A 26,337-nucleotide genomic window follows, 5' to 3' on the forward strand; every position below is an offset into this window, starting at 1 on the left:
CGTTCATTAACAAGTGAGAGGATTCGCAATGAAATTGAGGTTTTTAGGCGCAATGGCATTGATGATTGCCATGCTGCCTGGTCTTGCAAACGCGGCTTACACGCTGGAGTTTGGTCAAGGCGGTGTTGTCGGGATCAATGATTTCCAAGCCGCCGTGGGCTCGACGATTGAGATCGAGCTGTACATCACGCAATCTGATGGCGACACTTTGTTGACCGACAAAGGTATCGCGACGATGGCTATGACTTTCGACATCGATGGTGCCGGTGGAGCGATTCACGATAACATCGCGGGCGCTTCCACTTACGTCTTCCCAGCTGGCTTTCCTGATGGGCAGGCAGCCGACCTCTCGAACGGGTTCCAAACCCTGACTGTCGATGCAAACTCGGGTGGTGTCGGTGTCCAGCCTGAAGCAGGTTCAATGTCGGTCCTACTCGGGACGGCACGAATTCAAGTGAATTCGGCTGGTGTTTACAACTTGGAATTGGCTCGCGATGGCGGTTTGGCCTTCGTGACCCCCGATATTGACATCATCAGCCCGGGCAACGGCGTCGGTACCATTACCGCCGTTCCCGAGCCAGGTTCGTTCGCCGTGCTCGGCATTTGTGCCGGTTCCGGCGCCTTGGTGCGTTGGCGCCGTCGCCGTCAAGCAGCAGCTGCTGTTTGATCGGTTCTCGTCGTCGCGAATTGAAATTTGACACCGAGGGCAGCGATGGCTGCCTTCGGTTTTTTTGTGCCGGTTACCAGCGAACCATTTTTCTCTGGTATTTTCGGGGGTAATCGTGCACTATGTTTTGACTCCGGGCGTTCGTTCTGTACGCTATATAGGAGTCCTGCTAATTTATTGGGGCTGAAGTTATTTTTTGGCATTGTTGTTTGCCAGCTGAAATTTTTCAGCGACCTTTTCAGTATTTTTAGTTGCACTTATTCAGAGGCTTTGGGGTTCGATGAGCAAGTCCAGTCGTTTGGGGATGCCAGGGCAGCAACTTGGCCAGCGCCGCGTCAATCGTTTGCGGAAGCTAAGCCGTCAGCAATTTCGCTTGAAATTGGAGACGCTTGAGTCTCGGCAATTGTTGAGTGCAACGTTCGGGCTACCGACTGGGGATGCCGATAACCGCTTGGGTGATGGCTCTTCCCAACTAGGCACCCTGCCCGACCAGCCTGCCATGATGAGCACTTCGGTCCCTGGCGAGCTACTGGGCGTGCCAACAACTCCGCAGCAGATTCCCTTGGAGCCAGCTGAAGCTGTTGCTCAAGAAGAGGAGTTTTGGCGAACGCGTCGCGGGCAATTTAACGGCGGTTTATTGGCGGGTGATCGCGCGCTGGGCGACGATTCCGGCGATGATGGTTTTGGCCGCATGAACGACGGCGGTGGTGATGGGGGTGGGTCCTCTCGTCCCGATTATTTGACCTTGCCCGACACGTTCCTCTTGCACAGTAAACCTGATGCCACCAAAACGATTTTCTTGGACTTCGACGGTTTTGTAGCCACCGGTACGCCTTGGAACAGCAATTACAATACGGACACCATCACGTCACCTGCGTACGACCCGGCCGGTGACGGGGATGCTTTTTCGGATTGGGAGCTTGCACGCATTCAAGAGATTTGGCACCGGGTCGCCGAGGATTTTGCCCCGTTTGATGTCAACGTGACTACGGAGGATCCGGGTGAGGATGCCTTGGTAAACACCGGCGGCAGCGATTCGGAGTGGGGTATTCGCGTCGTCATGACCGTCGACAACTTTGCCAGTTGCGGATGCGGCGGCTTCGCCTTCATCAACAGTTTCAATTGGGGTTACGGATCAGTTGGTGCGACAGATACGCCAGCTTATGTCTTTAACGTCGGCGCGGCCCCGGTCGCTTTGGCGATCACGCACGAAGTCGGCCACGCTATCGGGCTATCGCACGACGGCACGACTTCGGCGAACCCGGTTCAGCCTGGAGCGGCTTACTATTTTGGTCATGGTTCTGGTGAAACTGGCTGGGGCCCGATCATGGGGGCTCCCTATTCGCGCAATGTGCTCACTTGGGACATCGGTGAATACGTTGGTGCCAACAATGGTGGTGGTAACGCAAATTATGGTCGCGGGCCCGATGATTTGACGATTATCACCACCTACAACGGTTTCGATTATCGAGTTGATGATCATGGCGACTCCATGCTCGCTGCCACGGAAATCAGTTACGATAGTACGAATGCTGCCGACCCGGAGATGGTGGATGTCAGCATGTTTGGTATTGTCAGCACGCCTGAGGATGTGGATTACATCGAGTTTGTCACCGGCGGTGGCATCATCGACCTCACGATCAACTCTTACGTAGGGCAGGCATGGGTTGCCGACGGTTCGGGCTCCCATTCCGAAGTCATTGAAGATACGTTTTTCACCAGCAGTTGGGCGGGCAATCAAGCCAGCAATTTAGATATTCTCGCCACGCTTTATGATGCTTCGGGAGCGGTTGTCGCGACATCCAATCCGACCGGGCTGAGTGCTAGTTTCAACAACCTTGATATTGTTGCCGGCCTTTATTATCTGGCCATCGAAGGGACCGGTTTCGGCAATCCAGCGGACTCGGGTTCGCCCACCGGCTACACCGACTACGGTAGCCTGGGCCAGTACCAGATCACCGGTACGTTGGTGCAGGCCGGCGGACCCCTGGCGTCCGCCAGCGTGGATGACATCATGTTTCGCACTCCGGAGGACATTGAGTTTGATGTGATCTTTACCGATCGCGATGGGGTGGACGTGGCCACGCTCGGCACCGGCGACATTCGTGTCGTGGGCCCCGGTGGCTATGATGAGTTAGCTACCTTCATTGGTGTTGATGACGACAGCACTGGTACGCAAAGGGTCGCTACTTATTCGATCCCTGCTCCCAACGGTATTTGGGATGCTGATGTCAGTGGTACCTACACGATCTCGCTCGAAGCGGAGCAGGTTGCCGACATCGCGGGCAACTTCAACGAACCGGGTACCATTGCGACTTTTGAAGTCGATATTTCTCCGACCATCGGTCCTGACGGCTTCGGTTATGTCGGCTATCCATTGATGTTTGATTTCCAAGACATCTCTCAAACCGGCACGTTGGTGCTAGAGGGAGTGGACGACGGCACCGCGCTCATCGCACCGGGAAGCGGTTTTGAATTCAGCTACTATGGTACGAACTACGATGAGTTGCACGTAAGCAGCAACGGTCTGATTACTTTTGGTGCTGCGTATTCGTTCTTTGATAATACGGACTTGACGAGCGCACCGGACATGCCCTCATTCGCAGTCTTGTGGGACGACTTGGCGGCCAATGCCGGAGGCGGGGTGTTTTGGGAATTGGTCGGTACCGGCGCTGAGCAAAAATTAATTCTCCAGTGGGAGACTCAGTACTTTGGAGCGAACGATCCGATTTCGTTCCAGGCTGTGTTGGATGAAGCCGACATGAGCCTGTCCGTTCATTATGCGAATTTGTGGGGTGGGTCATCTGAAGGTGATGAGGGTGGTTCGGCCACGTTGGGCATTAAGGATGATGGCCAGCAGGGTGCGAATCGATTGGTGGCTAGCTTTGACACTTTTGGCGGTGGTTACGTTGCCACTGGCAGAGCGATGAAGTTCTTGGTTGCCAACAATGCGCCGACGTCGATCGAACTTGATCCCGCTCAAAATACGGAGAACTCGCCCGTTGGCACTTGGTTCGGAACCTTATTCGCCACGGATGCCGATGCTGGCGACACACACACGTTTGAGTTGGTCGCTGGAGCAGGCGATCAGGACAATGGCCGGTTTGAGATTGTCGGCAGCGAACTGCGAAACCTGGAAGTCCTCGATTACGAGATGCAGTCGACCTACACGATCCGAGTCCGCGCGACGGACTCGCTGGGCGAGATTTATGAAACCGACATGTTGCTAGCGGTTCAAGACCTCGCGGAGGTTGACGAAATTGTGATCGGCGACGGTACTGACCAGCGGTCGCGAGTCGATCAGGTGCAGGTCGTCTTTGATGGAGACGTGACGATTGATGCTGACGCTTTCACCGTCAACCAGCGTGGGGGTGGCGGTGTTGTCACCACCGACTTTACGACGGCCCTCGACGGCCAAGGCCGGACAGTGGCGACGATCACCTTTTCGGGTGATTTGACGCGAGCCGCGGGCGCTTTATTGGACGGTAATTACGACTTATTGATTGACGCCACGAAAGTAAGTCGTAACGGCCTGTCACTCGACGGCGATCAAGATGGGCTCGGTGGTGGCGATATCACTCACGGCGACTCGGCCGCGGACGGATTCTTCGCCATGTACGGTGACACCAATGGCGATCGATCGGTTGACCTGATCGATTTCTTGGCATTCCGAGACGCATTTGACTCGGTTGACGGGGATGACGAGTACGACATCAGCTTGGATTACGACGGCATGGGAGCGGTCAACCTGACCGATTTCTTGCAGTTCCGCAGCCGTTTCGGTAACACGCTTGATTTCGAATAGTTTGGTGTCTGGGAAATTTCCTGGACGGCTTGCCCACGGCCAGCCGATCCGTTAATCTTTCGGACATGCGTTTACGCGGGCACCCCTAGCTCAATTGGATAGAGCATCGGTCTACGGAACCGAAGGTTAGAGGTTCGAATCCTCTGGGGTGTACTAGACTTACGACGATTAGCGACCCAAGTGGCACAAGAAAGTGGCACAGCAAATCGGGTCAGAGTAGAATGAAAAGTGCCTCGCGGGCTGCCACCCGCGAGACACAAGACGAGCTTTCAGCCCGCCTGAGTGGATTCAGGTTCTCTAGCTGGAGGTTCGCAAATGAAGTTTTCTCAACCGTGGTACCGTAAGTCCCGCAAGGCTTGGTTCGTCACTCTCGACGGCAAGCAAATCAAACTGGCCAAGACGAAGTCCGAGGCTCTGGCTCGGTTTCACGATTTGATGGCCAAACCCCGAACTCGGACCGTCCGGTCCGATTCTTTGCTTGGCATCATCGATGCCTTTCTCGAATGGGTGCAGAACAATCGCTCCGCAGCCACTTACGAGTGGTACCGCTATCGATTGGAGCGATTCGCTCGGCAGTATCCAGACATCGCGGTAAACGACCTGCGTCCCTACCACGTCGAGACGTGGGCCGACGGCTACCCAATTTCGCGGACTTCGCGTCGCAATTACCTGCGAAGCGTAAAGCGGTGCCTGAAGTGGGCGTGCAAGCAGGGCTACATCGACAAGAATCCCGTCGAAAATCTTGAGGTTCCGTCGGGCGACCACAAGGAAGTGTTCATCCCCGAGACTGACTACGACGAATTGCTGACATTCGTCCGCAGCGATCACCTGCGCGACCTCTTCGTGGTGACCTGGGAAACCGGTTGCCGCCCACAGGAGTCGCTCCGAGTCGAGGCTCGGCACGTCGACCTCGACAACCAGCGTTGGGTATTCCCGAAGTCGGAAGCAAAGTCGAAACGCATGTCTCGCGTGATTTATCTTTCGGATGCCGCTTTGCTCATTACCAAGCGACGGATGCTCGCCCATCCGACCGGCCCATTGTTTCGGAACAGCAAAGGCCGAGAGTGGTCGAGTGACGCGGTCAATTGTGCCGTCGATGCTATTCGCGTTCGAATGGGCAAGGCGTTGATGAGCCAGGCGGGTGAGGAAATTCCCAAGGAAGCCATCGAGAAGTTCATTCCGTCGCTCGCGAGGACTCGGAAGGTCAAAGGCGTCGAGCGACCCAAGACGGCGTCGGAGCTTCGCAGCGAGGCCAAGCGAAAACTGACGATGCGAAGAGCGAATGAACTCGCTCCGCGTTACTCGCTCTACGCCTTGAGACACAGTTGGGCAACCAATGCCCTTCAGAAGGGAATGGACGCATTGACGGTCGCGATTTTGATGGGGCACGAAGACCCGTCGATGCTGAGCAAGGTGTATCAGCACTTGTCCTTGAATCCGAAGCACATGCTTGAGCAGGCAAAGAGAGCGGCAGGCTGAACGCTGTAGAGACGTGCCCCGTGGAGCCATGCTCCACGGGTGTGGGCTGCTACCTGACCGCGTTGGCGACCGCCCTCGGTTTGAGACCCGATGAAAGAAGCATTGGAGCTTTCGCTGTCTCGATGAACATAGTTGGGCACGTTCGGCGGCGAATGTTACAATGCTAAAGAGGGCAAATGCCCATCAATCCCGAACCACAGCAAACGTTGAATTTTGAAAACCTCGGTTTTTTACTAGCACCGTCTGACTGTCCATCGCTGTCTTGTTTTGCCCGACTCACTGGGAGCAATCATCGCAATGTCTGATGCCCATTCTCGCGGATCAATGCGAGGTCAATCGCGGAACACTCGGCGAAGTTTCTTGCAGGGTGGATGCGCTAGCCTGGCTGGCTCGATTCTTCTCGACCGTATTGGAACGACCGCCACAGCGGATGAAGCGTCTCCGGCAAGTCCCAAGGAGATGGTGGGATTCATCTACGTCCGTGGCCTTATCGATCCGCTTCGGGGCAAACTTATGCCAGTCAGATTAGCTGAGGGTCCGAAGCTAGAGGAGTATTTCATTTCAGAAGCGAAGAAATATGGCGTTCATTGGAAGGTTTTTCCAGCTGACACTCCCGATGATCGACAAAAAAGTATCATAAGAATCGGACTAGAAGTTAATAACCGCTGGAGCGAGCCCGATACCCTTCTTCCCAAGCATTTGGCCGATATTCAGCGTGTGGTAAATCTCGACGGTGATTACCTGACCCTTCCAGGTGAAGGCAAAGTGACTTCTGATGAATATTTAGCTGGGCTGGAAAAAATACAAGCAACTGAAGAGGCCGTTAAAACCGCCGTTTCTGACGCATTCAAGGGCACGACTCCTGAATATGACGCCCTCAAAACTGTTGTCGACGAAGTTGCAGGAAGAATGCTTGATGGCGAACCTCGTAAAGATCGCCTAGCAGCAAACATGTTGCTCAACGAAGCCCTGCGACTTGGTACCGAAATTCCAATGGAACTGTGGAAAAGGGCGACGCCTCGCAGCGGGCCAATCGTTGATCTGTATCTGAACACGAAAGGGATGGACACAACCTCGCTGCGGGAATTCGGAGCAACGCTCAAAGAGGAAACATTGTCCGCCCGTAGCGTGATGGGCCGTTTATCGACATTCGACGCCAGCACCGACGCCGACTACAGCTACTTCCATTACGTGTACGACAATGCACAGTATTCGTTAAGGAACCTGGAACAGGGTAAGCCGTTCAACCCGGGAGTGTTCGTCGAAATCGAGAAGGCAGCGAACGAGAATAAGACCTATCTCGGCAACAGGATGTATCAAGATTGCGAGCTCTGTCGGCAGATATGTTCGGATGTCAGCCCGAGCTTTATGGAGGGGCTTGAAAAGTTGCCAGGGACTCTCATACCAATTCAATGCTGTAGCAAAATCCCGTTCATCCCGCGCAGTATTAGCAAGCGTTAAAAAATCATCTGCTTTGCTCGGCTCCAGCCCGGCTAGAAGTTTTTCAAGTTCAACTGCTTCTCCCTCTTCCCCCAAGTACTCATGAACAGCTTTTAGCCGCAGAAGTTCACCATACGACAGCTCTCCCTCTTCTCGTAGCTCTCGCACCCAAAAGAAATTCTGCTTGGCCGCCTGAATGAAATCTGAATTATACCGCCGCCACTATCAAGGTGAATGAGTCAGTGTGGCCAGTTGCTGGTATGCGGAGCCTCAGAGATTTCGTAGCAGGCAAAATAAGAAAGAAGGCCTCCGGAATCAGCTAAAATAAGCAACTCGTTGGGGCGACCGTGTCAGCCGGTGGGCCGTTGCTTTCTTCCCCGTCACCGATGGGCCTCAATCGACGGGGCGAAGGCCATACGGATGAAGGGAAAGAAGCAACTCACCGATGTTTGAGTAGCGATTTCTTGTGTGCGACCATTGCGGTCAGGGAGACGCTGAAGTTCTCCCATTCTCGGACGATAGGTCCGCTCTTTCTCAGCAATGGCATCGGTAGAAACCTGCCTGCGGTTTTCAGCTCGTGGTTCCCCAAGCCAGGAGCTGGGAACCGGCTTGGCGTGCTTACGGTTTTCTGTTCAGGTTTTTCTGCACGCCCTCACTTTTGGAGGGCCCGACCATGGACCCAACTGCCTGCTACCTCGAAATGTACGAGGCCATGAAATCCACCGACTACGAGACGGCTCGCGAGAGGGCAATTGCCCTCAAAGAGTGGCTCGACGGCGGCGGATTCTATCCGGTGAATTACACACGGACAGAAGTCGACGGCTACCTGGCCAACGTGCTTCAGCGTACGGCCCATCTTTCTGACCGCTTCTAGAGCGGCTTTCTGCATAACGCATTTTCCCGCGAGCACAGCATCGGGGTTGCAATTCGCAACTCCGCAACTGCTTTCTCGCTCGTCGCGGGAAGTCTGTAGTTTGCAAACGCTGTGCTCTCAATCCGTTTGGCCACTTCTGGGCCGACAACTACTCGATTGGAGCAACAACGATGATGCGTGAAGACGCACTCAAACTATCAGAGACGGCGTTGGCGGACCTGGCAACCGCATTGCAAGCTGATGACAGTGAACAGCTGACACAGTACTTGGGCATGTTGTCCAGATTTCACCACTACAGCTTCGGAAACATCATGATGACTTATCTTCAGTTTCCCGAGGCAACTCGCGTGGCTGGATTTGGCTCATGGAAGAAGCTTGGCCGGCACGTGAAGAAGGGTGAGAAGGGAATAGCAATCCTCGCTCCGCTTTTGTTCAAGAAGAAGGCGGAACAGTGTGAAACCGATTTCGACGGCAAGCCGAAGTTGGTGCTACGCGGATTCAAGGTGGTTCATGTCTTTGATGTGAGCCAGACCGAAGGCAAGGACCTTGCCGAATTCGCGGGTATCAATGGCGACCCCGGTGAGAACCTCATTCGCGTCAAGCAATTGATCGACGATGAAGGAATCTCCCTTTCTTACGAGAGGATTCAAGGTGGAGCACTCGGACAGTCCGCGGGCGGTGCGATTTCGGTCGTACCGGACCTCGATGCTGCCGAGGAATTCGCCGTCCTCGTTCACGAGTTGGCTCACGAGCTGCTGCACAAAGGTGACCGTCGTAGTGAAACCAGCAAAACCGTTCGAGAGACCGAAGCGGAAGCTGTATCCTACGTGGTTGCGACAGCGGTCGGGCTTGATACCAGCACTCGGTCAGCGGATTACATTCGGCTCTATCGCGGCGACGCGGAGACGCTGAGCGACTCGCTTGACCATGTTCAACGGGCTGCAACTAGGATTTTGTCAGCACTTGAGGCACCAGCCAAAACGAAACAGCTGGTCGTCAACGTTTGACACCAAGGCTCCAGCACGCCATGCCGGAGCCCTCTTTCTATGCCAAACTCCTGAATCATACCCGCATCAAATCCCACACTTGCGCGCCCCGTTTTTCGTGGACCGCACGTAGTATTCGCTTATCTAACGTTCAGGCCGAAAGCTATGGACTCGAAATAGCGTCGGCGTTTCACGCCGAACGCACGAAGCTTCAGGCGAAACGTGCGACCGTCTGTTGCACCTCTGCGAGTTAGCAAACGGCGTCCGGGCGGGCGGTTGGTCCAACCGACGCGATTTACGACGGATGCGGTGGATGTCGATTAGGGGCAGGGGATTGACCTTAAGGTTTTACTGTCGCTCTGCAGTGAAACCTCCTGCTACGTGTCTCCTCGAAGCACGCGGGATCGCTCAAAACGCGGCTCGTAGCCGAATTCCAAAGAGAGCCAATACGTCTTCACTCGGATCGAGCGCAGGGTTGCCGATCAACTGAACGTCGGGCGTGACGGCAAGGAATTGAGTCAACTGAAATCGATAGAACGCTTCACTCGTGAATTGATCTCGCAGCGTGCCATCGGCGGGCTTGCCGAAGCTGAGTCCGACCCCCGCGACATCATTGTTGGCGCGACGCAATCCGAGGCCCGTGCTGAATGTGGTCTGCATCAGCGCTGCATCTCCATCGGCGTATCCGAATCGAAAGAACGGCAGCCATTTGTCATCGAGGAATTTCTGGGCTGTCACGGCGACACCCCAGCCTTCGGGCGTTTGTGCTTTGTCGCGAGCGTCGGTATGCCATAACGTGGCATGCACGTTGTCCAGATAGATCCGATCGCGTGACGAAGTGAGGCCTAGTTCCACGTAGCTGAAGTACTCGCGATCTTCAAAGAACGTGTCGAAGCCTGCCAACGTTGGCTGACCGTTGGCGTCGGCGAAACCACCCTGCAGGTAGAGCTTATCAGTCAGCATCGCCCCAGCCGCTAAGCCAAGGCCTTGGTTGGGTACCGCGATCGTCGGGTTCGTTGAAAACCCGAGGTTGATGAAATGCATCAGCGGGTTCATCAGACCATAGACATCAACGAAATCGGTGACATCGATCTTACCGATGGCGAACACCAGATCACGATCGAAGAGGTATTGCTTCCAGAACAGATTGGTGACCCCGTAGTTGAACTCGCTGAAGAAGGTTCCGGTCGGCAAAATCGATCCAGCCTCAAACCCAAGGTCGAACGGAGTGATCGCGGTCATTCGGTGCCGATTTTCACCTTTGAAGACCAGTTGTCCCGGATTGTTTGTTCCCCGACCAAGCAGCGTCCACTGGCCGTAGACGCGAACGAGACCGCTGGCCGCATCGGTTTCCCCAAGACTGCTGGTCGCCGTCTGATAGAACATCGATTCATCAATGCTCAATTGCAAACCGCAAGACTCGTCCAAACGCTGTTTGAATTCAAACCACGGTTCCGCAACTTGCTGCAACCTCTGGCAGCGAAAATCGGGTTCGTCGATCTCATTGTCTTCGGCCAACTGACCTCCCACACTCGATGGGCCGCCAAACTGTGCAATGTCCTGGTAGACACTCGACTGCGTTAGAACCGACTCGCTTGCCGGATTCAAAACGCCACCATCCTGGGCCGGCAAGTCGCGTGCTGTTGGACCGAGTGTTAGCACGGTCCCGATCAAGAAGGCAACCAAAGGCGATGGATTAGGAGTTCTCATGCAACCTTAATCGGCACACGAGATCGTGGAAAGGAATGAGGATGCGATTGTATGGGTCGTCGTGATCATAGAGATCACAAGCCACAGGACAGCCAGGGAACGTCGATCCCGCCGCTAGCACTCAGCAGTACGACGGTTTGGCAGTATGTTTGTTTGGGCTTCTGGCAGTGCCGCATGTCATGAAGCTTCGTTTGCCCGCGCCAACTCAGCGGCGGTATCAGCAAAAACACCCTCGAAATCAGTGGCTTCTCGCTCCGTTTGGCCACCCGATTTCAAAAATGCCGCGATGATCGCCTGAGTCTTTTCCTCTTTGGCACGCTCGAGAAAGTGGCGTAGTTCAAGCTCTGTGCCTGCATCTTCATCGGTGATCGAAGTAGCGATGATCTCCTTGTACATGACAATGTCGCGAAGCTCCAAGCCTCGGATGCCAAGGAGCAACTTCTCGAGGAACTTGTCCAGCTCCGCTTTGGGTACGTACTTTGTAATGATGTTCAATGCCTCGGCCTGTTGCGAGGTAAAGTCGGTACCGACTAGCAATGCCATGAGCGCCTTGTTCTTCCCCATGCGACGGGCGAATTGAACACCTCCTTGGCCTCCGGTCGGAATGTTGACGTTGAGTTCCGGCTGAGCAAAGGCAGCATTTTCTGTCCCGAAAGCCAAATCGCACGCCATCACAACCTCATTGCCACCGCCACGGGCAACACCATCGACCAGGGCGATCGACAATGGCTTCATTGCCTTGATGGCTTTGATCATGCGACTGAACTCAATGCATCCCGCTTGGGCTGCCGCTGTCCCATTGATGAGATTCAAGTCTAAATGCGCGGAGAAAAACTGTTTGTTGGCCGACTTGAAGACAACGGCACTCGTATCATCATCCTTCCCGAGTTCCTGGACCAAGACGTTCACTTCATTGATCACTTCGATCGTCAGAATGTTGGCGGGTGGGTTATCGAACACGACGGTCGCGACACGATCGCTGCTCGAAATGGACAATTTATTCATGGTTCGTCGCTAACTGATTCAAGAGATTAAGAGTAAAAGAATGATCGAGCCCATCGAAGAGTCGCTGTCGCTCGCGAGGAAGGTATCTGCCGACCTTGCCAATCCTTAGTCACTCCTCTTTTTCTCGCTCATCGCGTTTGGACGACCCACGGAATGAACGCGTATCGACCATGGTGACCTGCACACGTTTGCCTTTCGGGCCAAGCACTATGGCATCGTAGATCCCCCCTCGTCGCCGTCGTTACAAAGGGCTGTGGCCCCTGTCTAGCGTGAGTAGAATTCATCAGAGCTACCCGCAATGAAGGAAAGTGAGGCGATCAAGCGACCGCCCCGAACCAAATCGACAGCTACTCGTCGAGTTCGTTTTTGTAAACCTTGCCGCCCTTGATGATGACCTTCAGGTGCTCTTTTGGTTTGGTGACAAAATCGATGTTCTCAAGAGGATTGCCATCGTAAATCAACATGTCTGCCCACGCACCTTCCTTGATCACACCCAACGGGGCAGCTTTGTAGGGGTCGCGTGACTTGCAGATCCGCAATAGTTCCGCATTCGTGGACGTTGCTTGCTTGAGCATTTCCAGCGGTGTGAAGAACTTGGAACGCATTTCGAATTCATAAAGGATGGTGTCCACCATTCCCGCGGCGGCATCGGTGCCAAAGCCCATTTTGACGCCGTGCTTCTTGGCCAACTTCATGACGTTTTCGTAACCAGCAAGGACTTCTCTTCCCTTGCGCCGATTTTCTTCCGTAAACCAGGGCACATCCATCAGGCCGTAGGGCGAGGACAGGCTGCCAAGCCAGACATCATTTTCGGCCATCATTTTGACGACCTCTTCACTGAGAAGTTGGCCGTGTACGATATCCTTGACGCCTGCTCGGATGCAGCGTTTCACCGATTCGTCGTTGTAGGCATGGGCACAGACGTAAGTGTCATAGTCGGTCGCCGACTCCACGGCAGCACGCATCTCCTCCTCGGAGAAGCCGACACTTTCGAGGGGATCCTTCAGCGAAGCCACGCCGCCCCCAGCCATGATCTTGATTTGGGTCGCGCCGCCGGCAAGCGCATGTCGCGTCGCCTTACGGACCTCGGCAGGTCCGTCGGCAAACGTTGCAAAGTTGATCGCCGATGACCACCACGCCGTGCTGCCAGGGTAATTGTTCTGATTGGTGGGCGCGCGTCCTACGAAGTCTCCGTGGCCCGAGGTACAGGTAACCATGGCTCCGCTGGAATAGATGCGCGGACCGTCCACGAGTCCGGCATCGATCGCCATGCCCAATTCGACCGATGGGCCTCCGGTGTCGCGAATCGTGGTCACCCCCATCTTCAGCATGATCATGCCTTGTGGAATGGCGTTGTAGGCCGGGGTGTAGGGCAACTGCTGGTTGAGGATATCATCTGGACCCGTGCCTTTGGACAGCATGATGTGCTGATGGGAGTCAATGATTCCAGGAATGAGATAGCCCCCTTTGCCGTCGATGACGGTTACCTTTACCGATGCTTTCTCAATTTCCCCCTGCTCGTTAGTGACCGAAACGTTTAGGAAATTGCCGGTCGCGGTTCCTCCCGCGGCCTTCTTCGACGTCTTTCGAACGGCGTCGACTTCGTAATCTCCTCCGGTCGGAATGTTCTTAGCGACCTGCTTGATCTTGTCCCCGACGATCAGGACATCGGTATCTTTCTGCAGGGTATCGCTGGTCCCGTCCCAGACGTGGACATTTTTGATCACCATCACCGGTGGGATTTCAAGTTGACTTTCTTCTTGCGCCACTGCGTCGGCCGAAAACAGGCATGGCAACATTCCTGCGTACAGCAGGGCAAACATCAATTGTCTATTTCGCATTGGGTTATCTTCTTTCGATTCGAGGAAAATTATCGTGTGCTTGAAGGAACTTGATCGGCGACGATTCGCCGAACACTTGTGGGGGTTAAAACCTCAATGCTTGAGCCAATGATTTTGTAGGCCGAATCAAAAGCCTGCACACCGCCGGATCTGACAAGCGGTGTCGACTTAGGCTCTGCAATGACGACTCCCTTGACTCGTACCGGCGTGTTTGGCGAGGTAAATACGAGTCTTTCATCGGTTTCCACAAGTGCGATATGCAGTGGTGATGGTGATACCGAGTGACCGCATGTATCCGGATTTGGAAAGAGCAGAAACGTGGTGCCTCGTTCGCGGCCAGTCGGTATCGTGGTCGCAAATCCGACCAGCTCTACCGATTTCGACTTCAGAGATGCGGCGACGGATTTCGCAACCGAGTCAATTTGAAGCTTTCGAATTTCGGGGATACGCTGACGCTGCACCAGAAGCCAGTTGACATCGATTTCCTGTTGCCGAAGTCTCGCGGTGAGCCGGACTGCTTCTTTGGCGTCATCGCCGTCTGCGTCGAGCTTCTGCTGGCTAATCAGTCGCCGAATTCGTGCGACGTAACTGAGATCCCCACGTTGAGCATTGGTTAGCTTGGCAAACGGGTCATTGAAGGGTCTTCCATTCTCTGGCGCGAGTTCACGCCAATCAAGCTTGATGGGAGCACTGCTCATATGGTCAACATTGGCCGCCGAAGTCTTAGCCTCTTGCGCGATCGCCGTTGCTCCAAGTAGTAGAACTGCGCAGAAAACGGGTACGGCGATCATAATACGAAGGATGTTGGGAGTCATGTTTGAAGGGTGATTCCATTTGGGTTGGATTTCATGCGGCGAACAGTGAAAAGAGATATTGCCCCAAGACTAAAGGCCGGGAGACTTTACCGCTGAATCGGAAACCGAGTCGGGATTCTAGACAACCCGGATAGGGGCTTCTTGCCATCTCGTGCCACAAAGTATCCTGATTGGCACGCTTGCCATGAGCTATCATCACCGGTTGAATCACAACGAACGGAGGGTTATGCTAAGTCGTTGCCACAACAGATGTTGCGGAGTTTGGTTTCAAGCGGTCTGAGATCTTTCCGGATCAACATCTCTTCGGCGCACATGAACTCCTTTTTGATAACGACTTGCCATGCAGATCATCCCGCTGGTTCGCGCGAAGTATGTCTATGCTTATGGGGCGGTCCTTGATCGACTCGGGGCACCCAAACGGCGTCTGCTTGAGCAAGTCGGACTCTCCGAACGAGTCCTCGAAGATGCGGAAGCCATCATTCCGGCCCACCAGGCGTGGGGCTTCATCGGTTTGGCGGCCGAGCAAGAAGGAATCGACGATCTGGGTCTCGTGGCAGGAGACATGTCGATCGAGCACTACGGGGCGTTCTCTTCGCGACTGCTCCAGGTCGCAAACCTAAATCAGGCATTGGAAACTTTCTGTCAGCTCGCACTTCACGAGTACTCTCGCGCTGACTTTTATGTGTCACGATCGGACGCGGGAACTTGGTTCTGTCGGGGACCGATCGACGGCGACGTTACCGAAAAGAAGCACGTTGAGCTCTTAGTGCTGACCATGATGATCGCGACGGTACGGTTGGCGGCCGGTCCAAATTGGTACCCACCGTTTGTGTTGCTTCAGACACGCGATCCTGCACGCGTGCGAGACCATCATCTTCTTTCCCGCTCAACCGTTCGCTTCGCAAACCATGTCACTGCATTTGAGGTCCCACAGCATCTGCTCCCCAAACAATTGCCGCTGAGGATCGTATCAACGACGGAGCCCAACTACGAACCGTTGGAACACAAATTCCCTGTGGCCATTCGCCAAGTTGTCGAATGCATGATGAAGGACGAGGTCCCAAAAATCGCATCTGTCGCGAATGCTTTGGGAACAAGTGTCAGAACATTACAGCGACGCTTATCTGACATGAACGAATCGTTCACTGGAATCTTGGAGACGGCCAGAATGACGTCGGCCAATCGGCTAATCGCCAAGCGAGATCTCAGCTTAAACCAAATCGCACAGGAACTCGGATACTCCGACCAGGCCCACTTCAACCGCGCCTTCCGCCGCTGGACCGGTATCTCTCCCGCAGCCTATCGACGCCTCGAATCAACATTCGAGTAAGTGCTGATGAGACGGAATTTTTGGGCAGGTAGTTCTCACCAACTCAGCCCAACCTGGACTCGCCACACCGCCTAACCAACACGTTGTCGATGATCCTGTCATCCAACGCGCAAGGATGGCAAGGGGAAGGAACTGGCCGTTAATAACTCGGCATTGGGGCACTCTTTGAGATGGAGGTTGCATCGTCTTCAGCGTCTAACGAAGTCTGCGAAATCGCGTCGGTCTTCACGACCTCGGCGGGAAAGACGAAGTCGCTGAATCGCCGACGAGCGACAACCGCCTCTCCAGGCGTCCGGTCCGAAACTGCGTCGGCTTCATCGTCCGACGCGCTTTGTCTGCTCTGAGCGACCCCGCACCGTAATAATGGCTCCACGTCGAGAAAACCGCTTTCGCCCGTTGCGCGATCCACTTAACGAATGATAAAAGGGGTTATCAGTCGTTAAATGGAGAACAGATTCGATGGCAAACGAACTCATTACTTCGCAAGGTGGCCAGCTCATCAAGTGCCAAGTGCCAGCACTCATCGCGGACGCCGGCAAACCAGCACAGACCGCTTTCGATGACTTCCTCGACGGAGCTTGTCGGACCGAGAACACCAGGCGAGCCTACAAGCGAGCAATTTCCCAATTCATGAAGTGGGCTTTGGAGCACGACCTCGCCCTAGCCGAGATTCGAGCCGGTGACGTTGGCCGCTACCTCAAGCAGCTAGCGGGCAAAACCAGCTCGAAAAAACAGCATCGAGCCGCCCTGAAGAGATTCTTTGACATCCTGGTAGAGCGGCATGTTTGCCTAATCAATCCCGCAGCCGTGGCCCGGACCGAAAAGTTGGTCGTGAAGCAAGGGCTCACGCCGGAAATCGAGAAGGACGAAATCCAAACGCTGTTGGGCTCTCTTCAGGGAGAAACGCTTTCGCAGCTCCGGGACCGAGCGATTATCGGCATTCTGATTTACACGGCTTGCCGAGCGGGAGCGATCTCGAAGCTTCGGAGAGGAGACTACGGTGGAAGACCTGGTAATCGCTCAGTTCGAAGAGCACGTCCGAAAGGAAGAAGCCGCTGGCAGGCGGCCACCATCCGTGCAAGACGCTATGAACGAGGCCTTGGAGTTGTGGCTTCGCCGAACTCGCTAGACGCCAAAGGGGGGGCGACGCTTAGGAGAATCCGCCTTCAATTCCAGCAGATAACTTTCGTCAGTGGCCAAGTCACCCATGAACAGCTCTTCAGGGGGGGCTGTTTGGGCGCATCGGTCTGTTTCACCGACGCGCCGAACCTGAATCTCGTCGTGCGGTCGGTCGATGCATCCGCCGTCACGAAAGGTGACCAAGGGATGAGGCCATAAAGGACAGTCACGGACCCTTGTGGCGAAGCTACTTACAAGTGTCGAGGGAGTCGGCACTCGTCTGCTTCCTGGCGTCGAGTTACGCCCGACCGAACTTACGTTCGGCCGATGCAACCTCCATCAGAACGAGATTTCTAAATTCGCATCGGTCACGCCACCGATGAGCTTCGAAGGGGGCAACTTTCGGCTGGCGTGTTGCTGACGACGTGTCAGTAGTCTATGCTGACGCTATGTCAGCAACTCGAAACTCCACAAAGAAGGCGATCAACCGCTCGCGCCGCCATCTTCCCGATGAGGCGAAGCAATTGATCCGGCAGCGCGCGGTCCAGTTCCTCTGGAAGCATCCGTTCCGTGACCTGACGGTTGCAAAACTGATGGCCGGAACAGAACTCAGCCGCCCTGCGTTCTATCAGTACTTCGGTGATCTTCACGGGTTGATCGAGGCGTTGCTCGCGGATGTCGAGGTGGTGATGCACCAGACGGCAAACCCGTGGATCAGCGGAGAGGGAGAGCCGATCAGCGTTCTTCTCACGTCGCTCGGAGGCGTCGTCCAGACGTGCGTCGAACACGGCCCCATCATCCGCGCAGTTGCCGAGGCCGCTCCGCTGGACGAACGGCTTGAGCAGGCGTGGTCAGGGTTCATGGGCCGCTGGGACGACGCAGTCAAGGCGCGAATCGAGGCCCAGCAACGAGACGGCCTGATTGCACCAGCGCTCGATGCGCGGCGGACTGCCAACGCGCTGAACGCACTTGACGCCACTGTCTTGATTTCGGAGTTCGGACGACACCCTCAGGGAGACCCGGACGCCGTGCTTGAAACGCTACACGGCATCTGGGTAGGGGCGCTTTACGGCCGCGCGCCAAAGCGTCTTCGCGCATCGAAGCCATCCGGAACGAAACGCAACAAGAAGAAACGCAGTACCAGATAAAGGAGCTCACGATGATATTCGCCACGTTTACCGAGGTCGCATCAGCCTTAACCGCTCTGTTCAGGAATACTAAATACAGACCAGCTAGAAGTCTCGTATTCATGGTGGTCCTGCTCGCCTTTGCTGCGTGCACGCCCATCCATGCTCAGGAGGACCGGGCCTCGCCGGAGCCCCAGTCGCGAGGAGACCTTCGCACCTTTGTCCCCACAACGATTTCCGCGGGCTGGCGGGATGTCTACGAGAAGCTCCCTGATCCAACGCAAGAGCCCACGATGCCGGGCCCGGATGATATCGAGGCTTGGGGCAAGATCCATCGCGGCAAAGAGGAGGCTGCTGAAGCTGATGTGCAGCAGGTCATCCAACGCTACACCATCAAAGTTCAGCGCAGGGATTTTGGGGGAGTGCCGGTCCTTGAGATCACGCCGAATGGCTGGAAAGACAGCGGAAAAGTGCTCGTCTACGTCCACGGCGGCGCCTACACCCTGTTTTCGGCGCGCAGCACGTTGCGCAGCAGCGGGCCGGTTGCCGCGCACACCGGTTTGCGTGTGATTGCGGTCGACTACACAAATCCGCCAAGGGCCAAGTGGCAGGAGATTACGAGCCAGGTGGTAACCGTATTCCAGGAGCTTATGAAGCAGGGCCTCAAGATGAAGGACATTGCTGTCTACGGTGACTCCGCTGGCGGCGGCCTGGCCGCTGGATCGGTGCTCAAACTTCGTGACGCTGGCCTGGGAATGCCTGCCGCAGTGGTCCTCTGGTCGCCGTGGGCCGACATTACCGAGACCGGCGATACCTATCAGACCTTGAAGGACGCGGAACCCAACTTCCTCTACGAAACAGTTTTGGGGCCATCGGCGGATGCTTATGCCGATCGGAAGGACCAGAAGCATCCCTATGTGTCACCGGTTTACGGCGATTTCGGCAAGGGATTCCCACCGACCCTGATCCAAGGTGGCACCCGGGAGATCTTTTTGAGCAACTTCGTCCGGCTCTTCCAAGCCCTCGATACCGCCGAACAGACCGTGACGCTGGATATCTACGAAGGGATGCCCCACGTCTTCCAGGCGAAATTGCCTACATCACCGGAATCCGTGACGGCCTTGAAGAAGATGGACGTCTTCTTGGTAAAGCACCTCAAGAAATAGTCGCGACCGTTGTTGGTCTCGGGCAGAAATACGATAGCCGCCGACAGCGCTCTTAAACACAGAAACCAAGGAGATAACAAATGAAAACGAGATCGAGAACGCCGCAATCCTTCCACGCCCTGGTTACCTTTCTGTCAAACATCAGAAAGGAGAAAGTAAACATGAGAAACATTCTATCTACAATCCTCGTGGCATTTTTCACGCTCAGTGCCGGATATTGCTCTGCGGCAGAACTTACCGACAAGGAAATTGAGAATATCGTCCGTCGTTCTTATCAATACGTCGCGATGTACAACACGAACAACAACTTCGCGATGCAGAAGGCGAACCCATTCAGCACCGCTGGATGGAACAAGTTGTTCGTTCCCACGGGCCTGATGGACCACACGGTCACGGCGATTCCGAGGCCCAACAACGACACGCTTTATCTGATCGCGATGCTGGACATGCGTGATGACGCGATTGTGATCCAGTTCCCCGCCTTCGACTCGAAGTATGTTTCGCTGGAGACCTCGGCGTACGACCACTACGTCGACGTCCCACTGTCGACGACCAAGGGCGACTTCAAGAAGCCCACCACCATGCTCTTCTACACTTCGCGGACAAAGAACTACAAAGGTGAGCCGATCAAAGGGATCGACAAGACCGTGAAGATGACCGGGGATTTCGCCATCGCGTTCCTGCGCGTCGCTCCTCATGCGAGCGAGCCCGCTCGGATGCAGCGCAACCTTGAAGCGATGCAGAAGCAGAAGCTCATGACGCTGTCCGAGTTCCGAGGCGAACCCATGAAGCCCTCGAGCCCCGTGGAGTTCCCGGCGTTCGGGAACGACCAGACGGTGTTCAGGCACAACTTTCTGGAGGTGATGCAGTTCGTGGTTAATCACACGACCTTCGATTCGAACGACGAGATGGACCGCAACGTGCTGTCGGCGCTCAAACCCCTGGGTGTGGAGCCGGGCAAGACCTACAACCCCGCTCAGCTCGCGGGCATCGACGGCGCACGACTCGCTGAGACCGCCGAGAAGATCGCCGCGGAATCGTTGGCCATCTGGAATCATCCCCAGGGTAACCCCTATCTGACCAATGTCTTCCAGCCGAAGGGAAGCATGGCGCTCGAGCCGATGGTCGTGCAGTCGTGCGTCGGGCCGATCGGGTTGCCGTACGACCAGGCACAGTATCCGGGGATCGGAACGGCCGACGGATCACCGATGATGGCCACGAAGCACTACGTGATTCGGATGACCAAGGAAGAGTTGCCGCCGGCAAAGGCGTTCTGGTCGGCCACGCTCTACGATGCCCGGAAGGGCCTCTTCATCCCGAACGATCATCACAAGTACAGCGTCGGCGAGAACGGGGGCATGAAGCTGGACGCCTCGGGTGGCGTGGAGATCCACATCGCCGCCGAGAAGCCTGAAGGCGTGCCCGCGGAGAACTGGTTGCCGTCCGGCGGGAAGGATGAACAGCTGGACGTCATCATGCGCGTCTACGCGCCGGACATCGAGGCGATGAAGACGTGGACGGCGCCGAAAGCGGAGTTGGTGAATTGACCGCATGGCACCTCGCCGATTCCGTTTTCATCTGGAACACAGAGCCTTATGAACTGGTCGCACGGCTAATGTTTCGTTGACCAACCATTCTGCGGCCGGCTCGAACTGAAGACACTCCTTGAACAACTCAGAAATTCCAGAAATGGGGCGAACACCATGCCATTCGAACTCTGGTTCTACCTGATCGACCACCGATTACTCGCGCTGGTGATGGTCGCATTGCTTCTGGCCGCGAGCGAAATTGGCTACCGGGCAGGAGCCCGCAGGAAAGACGCGAGTGACTCGCTGCGATCGCTGATGAGCGGCATCGGCGCCGCAATGCTGGGCATCTTGGGTTTGCTGCTCGGGTTTACTCTCTCGATGGCAATCGCGCGCTGGGATGTTCGTCGGGACGTGATCGTCGATGAATCAAATGCGATCGGAACGCTATGGTTGAGAGCCGGACTTCTCCCAGAGCCGCTCTACGGAGACCTCCGAAGTGCACTGCGAGAGTACACCGACACGCGGATTGCGCTGGGCGGATCTCGCGACAATCTCGATGCAATGCGAACAGCACAGAGCGAAGGTGAGGCACTTCACGCCAGGATCTGGTCAGTCGTTGAGCGTGCCGACCAGCCCGGAACGAGCCCCGCGGTACTTTCCACGTTGATTACCGCTGCGAACGAATTGATCGATCTCCATGAGTTGCGGGTCGCATCAATTGAGAACTTCTTGCCGCCGTCTCTGATATTGCTTCTGTTGGGCGTGGCAGCGGTTGCGGTGGGGTTTCTAGCTTGGTCCTTTGGTGCCTCATCAGAACGTGGGCGTACGTCAATTCTGTTCCTTGCGGTCCTCATCTGTGCTGTCCTGCTTCTGATTATGGACGTGAACCGTCCCCGGCGAGGCAGGATCGAAGTCGGCGTCGCCCCGCTGGAGCGAGTGCAGCAGAGCATTGCCCCAGCGAAGCCATGAGCCGGAGTCGAGATGCCTGGAGCCCCTGCAATGAACCGAGTAGCAAGTCTCGTCACGCCAGTCGTGCGACTATCTGGTTCGCGATTGCTGCCGCGCTGATCCGAGAGACATCCGCCGGTGGCCAGACGAGTCTGGCAAAGGATGACGCGATGCCTACTCTAAAACGCACAAACATCAAATCCGCTCTGGCCTCGATCGAAGACGACTGACGGATTTTGGAATCTTCCGGCGGACCAGCCCGACCCAACTAAACTGGAACTGAACGCGTGCACGATTCACTTTGTGTCGCAGAGGTCTCGTGACTTGGTGACCGTCCCCAGCAACAACGTGAGAGATTGTTAACCGCGATGAATCGATATGGATTAGCGCTTTCCGGCGGGGGATTTCGAGCGACGCTTTATCACCTCGGGGTCGTCCGGTGCTTGAGAGACGCTGGAGTGCTTTCGAAGATCACTCACATCACGACGGTCTCTGGCGGCAGCATTCTCGGTGCACATCTGGTATCGAATTGGGATCGCTACAGCGGTACCCCCGAGGAGTTCGATGAAGCGGCCGCAGAGATCATCCGTTTTGTTCAGCTAGATGTGCGCAACCGTATCGTGCGCCGGTTTCCCCTCGCGGCGGCAGGCAACAAAGTTAGGTCCATGCTTCTACTGGGGCAGCGCAGGCAATGGACGCGCGCTGGCTTGCTGGAGCGGTATTACGAACGTTTCCTGTTTGGAGACACGCCGCTTTCGCAGTTGCCGGACCATCCACGGTTACACATTCTGTCGACCAATCTGAGCGAAGGTTGTCTCTGCTCGTTTAATCGAAACGGATTGCTCATGCAACGCCGCGTCGCTGGTCGCCGCGATCGTTTTGAGCGAGTGCAAGCGGGGCTCGCCACGGTTCCCATGGCGGTGGCTGCATCCTCTTGCTTTCCCGGTTTCTTTCCGCCGCTGGTGCTTACCGGATGGGACGTGGGCGCCGACGTCGGCGAATTTACCCGTCAAGCCTTCACGGACGGTGGCGTCTACGACAACCTGGGATTGCGCATGTTTCGCTGCATGGAGCGAGGGGTGCGACTCAACACGCCGCTGCAAGAAAGCGACTTCCTCGAGTTCGAGGGCGTCATGACCGCGCTCCGCTCCGCCGAAACGCTACCGACCGACACGCCGCTGAGTCGACTGAGGAAGCTGGTAGACAGTTGCGTTACCGAGGTCGATCAGGGCCCGACGGCATCGGAGGCTGATCCGTTTGCCAGCGCCATGATCCTTGGACTGCGGGAAGTGATCCGCTCCGAAAAGCTGTACCATGATCCGGTTTTTGAGAACATCGAGCTTACCGACCCGTCGGCCCAGACAGTGCTCAACTACGTGATGGATTCTCGGCGGGAACCCGAAGTGGGTGACCAATTGTGGCTCAATCGACTGATTGTCGATGCGGCGTTGCGCCAAGTCATCGGCAAGCCCTGCCTGCGAATAAGCCGGAAGACATTCGATGGCATCTTGGTCAGTGACGCGGGAGGCAAATTCAAAGTCAGTCCCGATTCTCGTGGCGGCGGCTTGGTCAGCACCGCACTTCGGTCGTCCGACATTTTGATGGATCGCGTTTGGCAGTTGGAGTCGGAGGTGTTTGAACACGCCTCGGGAGTGGTCTTCATCCCGATCTTCGACGTGGTAAATCACGCGAAGGATCCCCACGCGCTCGATCCCGAGGTGCAACGCCAGGCGTCCAGAATTCGCACCGATTTGGACCATTTCTCGGATCTGGAAATCTCTGCGCTGGTGCAGCACGGCTATTGCGTAGCCCGCCAGATTTGCCGTCAAAACCCCGAGTTGGCGGACACGGACGTGCCCACCGGGATGCCGTGGAATCCGTTGCCCCCGGCGGCAGGGCAAGTCGACCGGCGTGAGTCGAAGTCTTCCGCCTTGATTACGGCTCGACAGCTGAGAGATTCGTCGAAGCGGAAGATATTTAGCACCCTGTTCAGCCTTCGTGACTGGCCATCGTACGCCTGGCTCTTGTTAGTCGCCTGCCTGGCCGTGGGAATCCCTTACTTCGTTTTGCAGCGCAGCGAGCGAATCAGACAGCAGCAGGAAGTTCTATCGGCGGTGGCGCAGCTGAACCCCGATTATCGCCGCGTGCTCGACCTGCTTCAACATGACGGCACCTCTGCGTTCACTCCGATGGAGTATGAGGCAGTTGCCGCGATGGATGAGCCCGACCAATCGGGGTTCAACGTGATTTCGGATTCAAGAGTGTTTGATCTTCGCGGCTGGACCGGTTCAGACTCCGAGTCATCGGCCATGGGCTACAGCCGCACGCGTGTGCGTCGCCTACCGGACTCGGAAAACAATTCGGAATTGCGGCTGCAGCGAGACTTTGCGGTCGACCGCTATCTGGTCGACTGCAAATCCGCAACGCTGAATCCGAGGTTATCTTATATGGAACTTGACGACGGCCTGTATCGATGGCAACTGCAACTGGACTTCAGTCATGTGCCGCTGAACAGTCATGCTGACATTGTCAGCCAATCGATCCTTCCGTCGGAGATGGCGAGCGCCTTTGGCGATAGAGGCCGCTTTAACTTCAAAGTCCGAACGAAGACTGGCTTGCTACAGGTTTGGCTACTGATGCCTGAAAACCGAGAGTACGGCCTGTTTGAAGTGAGCAGCCACCCGATCGGAAAACCGGAGTTATCCGAAATCGTTGTCCCCGCCGCCACCGTTCGCGTTGCGATGGGATCGGTAGCCACCTTCCGCCTGATCAATCCGGAGCCCAACCGTCGTTACGAATGCCGCTGGACTTGGGGTAAGCCGACGGATTAGCGATAGTCTGTGAATCGATCCGGAGCCAACTGATCGAAAAAGGCATTTGCTCCGGGTCTCGGAGGCAGCGACGCTGAGCTGAACCTCGGCGGCCGGGGAGCTCGTCCGACTCGTCTCCCGGCTAGCACGGTGATCGCCGTTCAGGCGTATGGCCAATTCGCAGCCCTAAGCAACGTCGACTGGGTCCTCCGTAACCTGCGTCGGTTGGACCAACCGAACGCATGTTCACCACCATGCTTCGGCGCGTCGGTGTCTCTCGCGAAGGGGCACCGATGCGACTTAGCTGAAAATTTTCGAGCTGCCGGACGATGTCAGTTGAACGAAGGCCTTGCTGCTACGTGAGCGAGGCCGTGCGTTCCGAAGTGGCACAGAAAGTGGCACAGAAAGTGGCACAGAAACGGTTGCCAGCGGCACAAAACTATGGAGAATATGCGAAGTGAGGCGAAGCTGAAAGCGACGCCATCATTCACGCAAACCATTGTCAAATCACCACTTACATCCTTCGCAACGCAATCCATTTTTGAGTAATGGGTTGGCCTACGGAACCGAAGGTTAGAGGTTCGAATCCTCTGGGGTGTATACATACCCGCATCTGACACCATCGCCGGTTGTCAGATGCGGGTTTTTTCGTGCTTTTTCGCTGTCCTTGGTTGCTGTAGGGGACTTCCGCTGCCCTAGCGATTGCCCCTCGGCGGTTTCCCGCTGCTCTACGTCGCTTAGGGGTTGCCCCTCAAAATTGCCCCTCGGGCCCTCGGATGACGCCTCCGTGAAGTCTGCTTCGGTAGTCTGAAGGTAGTGGGGCTCGGCAATCGCACCGCTGTGACCAAACCAGTCATTCAAGACGTGGTTGGCGAATCGCCCAGTGCGCTCCAACTCGGTGCGGCGGCTGGCCCTCAGTGCCATGAACGGCTTGGGGAAGCTGGGGACGCCAGCCCGGCCCACGATTTTGGCGAACGTGGTCCGTAGGTTACCTTCGGTGTCTCGGTAACGCTGAATCACGAACGCGTCGGCGGGGCAATCAACTCCCGGCTTCACTATGCCAAACAGCTCGCTCAGCTCGGCAAGTAACTGTGGCCAAAGTGGGACAATCCGCTCGCCCTTGCCATATCGGGCAGTCTTAGGGGCGGTCACCTTGAACCGCTCCCGTTCCCATTGAATGTCGGACCACCGCAGTCGCAGCGACTCAGAGGGGCACCGCAGGCCGCCGTACCGCGAAAGGGCAAACAGGACCCGCCGCTCCTGGTCAGGGCAAGCATCGAGGATAGCGACCGCTTGATGCTCGTCGATGAACCGGTTTTTTGTCTTGTCGCTGCGGAGGTCGATCTTGATCCCGGAAAATGGGTTGCTGGTGATCAATTGGTCGTCGATCGCCTGGGCCATGATCTGACGGACGCGTTTAACGTTTTGTCCGGACGTATTAGGAGACAGCTTTGGTCCTTTGGGATCGTCGTGCATCCAGCGGTGCCAACGCTCCATGTCCCCCTTGGTCACCGTGGTCAGCGGAATGTCTCGCCTCAAGAAGGCTTCCAGGTGGTCAACGGCCTGCTTGTAGTTCTCAGGCTTCCGCCAGTCGGTTCGCTCGGCGATGTAAGCCCGCATGTAGGCCAACACATTCCGCCGTCTGTGCCAACGATCGACAGCAGAAAATCGCTGAAGCAATCTAGT

Annotated in this window: 18 protein-coding genes and 1 tRNA gene; 14 read left to right on the top strand and 5 right to left on the bottom strand. The window is 55.9% G+C overall.

The annotated features are described in order from the left end of the window. The first annotated feature begins 28 nt into the window (after positions 1-28). The 7 genes from SH139x_RS06670 to SH139x_RS06700 all read left to right on the top strand — a co-directional run bounded on the left by SH139x_RS06670 (position 29) and on the right by SH139x_RS06700 (position 9,272). A complete protein-coding gene (locus SH139x_RS06670) occupies positions 29-667 on the top strand; it encodes an exosome complex component (protein WP_488354497.1) in 639 nt (212 codons plus the stop codon). A gap of 280 nt (positions 668-947) precedes the next feature. Further along, positions 948-4,472: a cadherin domain-containing protein gene (locus SH139x_RS06675; RefSeq protein ID WP_488354498.1), complete on the top strand. Its 3,525-nt coding sequence runs from the start codon at positions 948-950 to the stop codon at positions 4,470-4,472. A gap of 79 nt (positions 4,473-4,551) precedes the next feature. Beyond that, a tRNA-Arg gene (locus SH139x_RS06680) sits at positions 4,552-4,625 on the top strand. 162 nt (positions 4,626-4,787) lie between these two features. Continuing rightward, positions 4,788-5,951: a tyrosine-type recombinase/integrase gene (locus SH139x_RS06685; RefSeq protein ID WP_488354499.1), complete on the top strand. Its 1,164-nt coding sequence runs from the start codon at positions 4,788-4,790 to the stop codon at positions 5,949-5,951. 297 nt (positions 5,952-6,248) lie between these two features. Next, on the top strand, positions 6,249-7,412 hold the full coding sequence (locus SH139x_RS06690; protein ID WP_488354500.1) for a hypothetical protein: 1,164 nt from the start codon (positions 6,249-6,251) through the stop codon (positions 7,410-7,412). Positions 7,413-8,064: 652 nt separating this feature from the next. Further along, on the top strand, positions 8,065-8,265 hold the full coding sequence (locus SH139x_RS06695; protein ID WP_488354501.1) for a hypothetical protein: 201 nt from the start codon (positions 8,065-8,067) through the stop codon (positions 8,263-8,265). Between the two features lie 170 nt (positions 8,266-8,435). After that, complete coding sequence (locus SH139x_RS06700; protein ID WP_488354502.1) at positions 8,436-9,272, top strand: ArdC family protein; 837 nt, start codon at positions 8,436-8,438, stop codon at positions 9,270-9,272. 387 nt (positions 9,273-9,659) lie between these two features. Here SH139x_RS06700 and SH139x_RS06705 read toward each other — a convergent pair whose 3' ends face one another. The 4 genes from SH139x_RS06705 to SH139x_RS06720 form a co-directional block, all read right to left on the bottom strand. Beyond that, entirely contained in the window at positions 9,660-10,961 is a 1,302-nt protein-coding gene (locus tag SH139x_RS06705; protein ID WP_488354503.1) for a carbohydrate porin, read from the bottom strand. Positions 10,962-11,138: 177 nt separating this feature from the next. After that, the gene (locus SH139x_RS06710; RefSeq protein WP_488354504.1) at positions 11,139-11,966 is read right to left on the bottom strand and encodes an enoyl-CoA hydratase/isomerase family protein; all 828 of its coding nucleotides are present in this window, start codon (positions 11,964-11,966) and stop codon (positions 11,139-11,141) included. A gap of 347 nt (positions 11,967-12,313) precedes the next feature. After that, positions 12,314-13,807, bottom strand: a complete 1,494-nt coding sequence (locus SH139x_RS06715) for a metal-dependent hydrolase family protein (protein ID WP_488354505.1) — start codon at positions 13,805-13,807, stop codon at positions 12,314-12,316. 29 nt (positions 13,808-13,836) lie between these two features. Then, positions 13,837-14,622 carry a DUF3299 domain-containing protein gene (locus SH139x_RS06720; protein WP_488354506.1) on the bottom strand — a complete coding sequence of 262 codons (786 nt, stop codon included), beginning with the start codon at positions 14,620-14,622 and terminating at the stop codon, positions 13,837-13,839. 340 nt (positions 14,623-14,962) lie between these two features. On the opposite strand from SH139x_RS06720, the gene SH139x_RS06725 reads away from it, so the two are divergent. The 7 genes from SH139x_RS06725 (at position 14,963) to SH139x_RS06755 (ending at position 24,672) form a co-directional block, all read left to right on the top strand. Continuing rightward, entirely contained in the window at positions 14,963-15,952 is a 990-nt protein-coding gene (locus SH139x_RS06725; protein WP_488354507.1) for a helix-turn-helix transcriptional regulator, read from the top strand. Positions 15,953-16,411: 459 nt separating this feature from the next. Beyond that, positions 16,412-17,290, top strand: coding sequence for a tyrosine-type recombinase/integrase (locus tag SH139x_RS06730; protein WP_488354508.1), 879 nt, complete (start codon positions 16,412-16,414; stop codon positions 17,288-17,290). A 230-nt stretch (positions 17,291-17,520) separates the two neighbouring features. After that, a complete protein-coding gene (locus SH139x_RS06735) occupies positions 17,521-18,219 on the top strand; it encodes a TetR/AcrR family transcriptional regulator (RefSeq protein WP_488354509.1) in 699 nt (232 codons plus the stop codon). An 11-nt stretch (positions 18,220-18,230) separates the two neighbouring features. Continuing rightward, positions 18,231-19,364 (top strand): alpha/beta hydrolase, encoded by a 1,134-nt coding sequence (locus SH139x_RS06740; RefSeq protein WP_488354510.1) that lies wholly within the window; start codon positions 18,231-18,233, stop codon positions 19,362-19,364. Positions 19,365-19,525: 161 nt separating this feature from the next. Continuing rightward, positions 19,526-20,911 carry a DUF1214 domain-containing protein gene (locus SH139x_RS06745; RefSeq protein WP_488354511.1) on the top strand — a complete coding sequence of 462 codons (1,386 nt, stop codon included), beginning with the start codon at positions 19,526-19,528 and terminating at the stop codon, positions 20,909-20,911. Positions 20,912-21,067: 156 nt separating this feature from the next. Then, positions 21,068-21,862, top strand: coding sequence for a bestrophin-like domain (locus SH139x_RS06750; protein WP_488354512.1), 795 nt, complete (start codon positions 21,068-21,070; stop codon positions 21,860-21,862). Positions 21,863-22,209: 347 nt separating this feature from the next. Beyond that, positions 22,210-24,672 carry a patatin-like phospholipase family protein gene (locus tag SH139x_RS06755; protein ID WP_488354513.1) on the top strand — a complete coding sequence of 821 codons (2,463 nt, stop codon included), beginning with the start codon at positions 22,210-22,212 and terminating at the stop codon, positions 24,670-24,672. Between the two features lie 552 nt (positions 24,673-25,224). Here SH139x_RS06755 and SH139x_RS06760 read toward each other — a convergent pair. Further along, positions 25,225-26,331, bottom strand: a complete 1,107-nt coding sequence (locus SH139x_RS06760; RefSeq protein WP_488354514.1) for a tyrosine-type recombinase/integrase — start codon at positions 26,329-26,331, stop codon at positions 25,225-25,227. Positions 26,332-26,337 lie beyond the last annotated feature (6 nt).

Origin of the sequence: Kothea flammea (assembly GCF_052161645.1) — a bacterium.
In the GTDB taxonomy this organism is placed as follows: domain Bacteria; phylum Planctomycetota; class Planctomycetia; order Pirellulales; family Pirellulaceae; genus Laterigemmans.

Excerpts from the sequence above, each read along its gene's own strand:
- SH139x_RS06670 (WP_488354497.1), top strand. The coding sequence starts at position 29 with ATGAAATTGAGGTTTTTAGGCGCAATGGCATTGATGATTGCCATGCTG.
- SH139x_RS06675 (WP_488354498.1), top strand. The coding sequence starts at position 948 with ATGAGCAAGTCCAGTCGTTTGGGGATGCCAGGGCAGCAACTTGGCCAG.
- SH139x_RS06685 (WP_488354499.1), top strand. The coding sequence starts at position 4,788 with ATGAAGTTTTCTCAACCGTGGTACCGTAAGTCCCGCAAGGCTTGGTTC.
- SH139x_RS06690 (WP_488354500.1), top strand. The coding sequence starts at position 6,249 with ATGTCTGATGCCCATTCTCGCGGATCAATGCGAGGTCAATCGCGGAAC.
- SH139x_RS06695 (WP_488354501.1), top strand. The coding sequence starts at position 8,065 with ATGGACCCAACTGCCTGCTACCTCGAAATGTACGAGGCCATGAAATCC.
- SH139x_RS06700 (WP_488354502.1), top strand. The coding sequence starts at position 8,436 with ATGATGCGTGAAGACGCACTCAAACTATCAGAGACGGCGTTGGCGGAC.
- SH139x_RS06705 (WP_488354503.1), bottom strand. The coding sequence starts at position 10,961 with ATGAGAACTCCTAATCCATCGCCTTTGGTTGCCTTCTTGATCGGGACC.
- SH139x_RS06710 (WP_488354504.1), bottom strand. The coding sequence starts at position 11,966 with ATGAATAAATTGTCCATTTCGAGCAGCGATCGTGTCGCGACCGTCGTG.
- SH139x_RS06715 (WP_488354505.1), bottom strand. The coding sequence starts at position 13,807 with ATGCGAAATAGACAATTGATGTTTGCCCTGCTGTACGCAGGAATGTTG.
- SH139x_RS06720 (WP_488354506.1), bottom strand. The coding sequence starts at position 14,622 with ATGACTCCCAACATCCTTCGTATTATGATCGCCGTACCCGTTTTCTGC.
- SH139x_RS06725 (WP_488354507.1), top strand. The coding sequence starts at position 14,963 with ATGCAGATCATCCCGCTGGTTCGCGCGAAGTATGTCTATGCTTATGGG.
- SH139x_RS06730 (WP_488354508.1), top strand. The coding sequence starts at position 16,412 with ATGGCAAACGAACTCATTACTTCGCAAGGTGGCCAGCTCATCAAGTGC.
- SH139x_RS06735 (WP_488354509.1), top strand. The coding sequence starts at position 17,521 with ATGTCAGCAACTCGAAACTCCACAAAGAAGGCGATCAACCGCTCGCGC.
- SH139x_RS06740 (WP_488354510.1), top strand. The coding sequence starts at position 18,231 with ATGATATTCGCCACGTTTACCGAGGTCGCATCAGCCTTAACCGCTCTG.
- SH139x_RS06745 (WP_488354511.1), top strand. The coding sequence starts at position 19,526 with ATGAGAAACATTCTATCTACAATCCTCGTGGCATTTTTCACGCTCAGT.
- SH139x_RS06750 (WP_488354512.1), top strand. The coding sequence starts at position 21,068 with ATGCCATTCGAACTCTGGTTCTACCTGATCGACCACCGATTACTCGCG.
- SH139x_RS06755 (WP_488354513.1), top strand. The coding sequence starts at position 22,210 with ATGAATCGATATGGATTAGCGCTTTCCGGCGGGGGATTTCGAGCGACG.